The sequence below is a fragment of the Vibrio sp. Y176 genome (assembly GCF_033438945.1).
On the sequence record NZ_JAWOQS010000048.1, the window covers coordinates 1 to 1,938 of the forward strand.

General features: G+C 40.8%; 2 protein-coding genes and 1 pseudogene. 2 read left to right on the forward strand and 1 reads right to left on the reverse strand.

The window, feature by feature from the left end; genetic code table 11:
- Nucleotides 1–104 precede the first annotated feature (104 nt).
- Together R7O13_RS23915 and R7O13_RS23920 are read left to right on the forward strand one after the other, a co-directional pair.
- Nucleotides 105–980: a restriction endonuclease gene (locus tag R7O13_RS23915; RefSeq protein ID WP_318304809.1), complete on the forward strand. Its 876-nt coding sequence runs from the start codon at nt 105–107 to the stop codon at nt 978–980.
- A gap of 119 nt (nt 981–1,099) precedes the next feature.
- A complete protein-coding gene (locus R7O13_RS23920; RefSeq protein WP_025613414.1) occupies nt 1,100–1,510 on the forward strand; it encodes a cytidine deaminase in 411 nt (136 codons plus the stop codon).
- Between the two features lie 244 nt (nt 1,511–1,754).
- Here the strand turns inward: R7O13_RS23920 and R7O13_RS23925 are convergent.
- Nucleotides 1,755–1,938: pseudogene (locus tag R7O13_RS23925) on the reverse strand (hypothetical protein); the annotation flags it as partial.

Sequence of the window (1,938 nt, forward strand, 5' to 3'; positions counted from 1 at the left end):
CTGTGCGTTGGTTTTAGTGTTTAAGGCGGTATGCAGCAGCTTCGGTATTGCGTTGTTCACCCCTTAACAAGGCGTTATATTTTTGTTCAAGTTTGGAGGCAGTATTGAGTAATAATGGTAGAGAATATGAGGAGTTTGTAGCTTCTCTGCAAAAGGCACTGTTCGAGTCTGAGCAATGGACTGAGTTGCGAAATATTCAAATTGAGCAGAACAAAAAGATCAAAGACAACTTTGGCATCTTACGTGAGTTTGACCTTTATTGGGAATATGAACTAGCTGGAATTACATATAAAACAGTTATTGAGTGTAAGGATTATGCATCCAAAGTAAGCATAGAGAAAATTGATGCTCTTCTAGGTAAAATCCGAGATATACCTGATTTAAAGCCAATATTTGCGACTAAAACAGGTTACCAGTCCGGTGCAAAAGCCAAAGCACATAATAATAAGGTCGAGCTTCTAATCGTGCGTGAACAGAATGACACAGATTGGGAATTAGATGATGGTACGCCTTTAATTAGAGAAGTCGTGATAAATATGCATGCAATACCAGCAGCAAGAATTGTCTCATTCTCGCCAAGTATTGATGGTAATTGGGTTAAGGAAAACACTGAAATCGATATATCTAGTGGTAACTTTCAGCTTAATATGCGCAACGACATGACTTTTATCGAAGACATTTCTAAATCAGAGAAGTACTCACTTCTTCAACTTGAAGAAAGGCTAGGTAAAGGAACCGAAACTGATTTTGGTGAAAGAAAGCTGACTTTGAATTTTGATGACGCATTTTTACATTGTGCCGATATGAAGTTAAAAATGAGAGCCGCTGAAGTTACGTACTTTATGCCAAAGCCAATTGAACAACCTATTCATATCGACTTTTCAAAAGAACTAGTTGGCGTCATCGAGTATCTAGGTAAAAGCTCAAAGACAGCAATCTTCAAAGATCGTATTGTCAAAGACTGGGGTTCAAAAATATAACAAAGCATTTAAGAGTGATTCGCAACGCTCGGCATTTTCGCTTCGCTCAAGTATAGCCGAGCGCAGCTCACACCTTAATGCGGCGTTATAGCGCACGATAAAATTGAATATGGATGGTCATGGATAATATCGAAAAAGAGCTCTATCAAGCAGCAATAGAACTAGTAAATATGCGATATCCTTCTGGTTGGGGTGGAGCTGCGGCTGTTAGAACAGAGTCAGGAAAAATATTAACAAGCATTGCTCCTGATACTAAAAACGATGCTCTTTCACTATGTATGGAGGTGGGAGCGTATTTAGAGGCTCACAAACTCAATGAGCGAGTGACCCACTCATTATGCCTGTGTCGTGAGAACGAGAACGATGAATTTCTAATCTTGTCACCATGCGGAGTTTGCCAAGAGCGCCTCGTCCATTGGGGTGGGGATGTCAAAGCAGCAATTACGACTCCAGAGAATGCATTGGTTTTCAAGACTATACGAGAATTAATGCCTCATCATTGGTCACTTGTAAACGGCAAAGCGCTATAACAAACTGTTTAAGAGTGATTCGCAACGCGTGGCATTTTTACTATGCGTTGGTTTAAGTGATTAAGGTGGTATGCGGGAGCTTTGGCATTGCGTTGCTCACACCTTAACAGGGCGTTAGTCGCCAGAAAAAGCCAGTAGTCAAAATCATGTTTCTGAGCTAAAAATTTGGCAGCGGTTTGTTTGGTACACAGATTCATCTTCGACGGTCAAAGCTCTGTTTCATCGGTTCTAAATCAATGCATTGCTATTTTCCAAGCGGTTGTTTCGTTCTTTGGTGGTGATAGAGCGGGGCAATCGAAAATCTGTTTTTAGTTGCAACTCCGCTCGGTGAGTTTGTTGGTACAAAAGCCAATTTACTCGCTGAAATGACGTTTTCTCTGGTGTGGTAAGTTCCACGTGGTTTCAGTGACTTTGTTGAAAGTCCGCAC

Excerpts from the sequence above, each read along its gene's own strand:
- R7O13_RS23920 (WP_025613414.1), top strand. The coding sequence starts at position 1,100 with ATGGATAATATCGAAAAAGAGCTCTATCAAGCAGCAATAGAACTAGTA.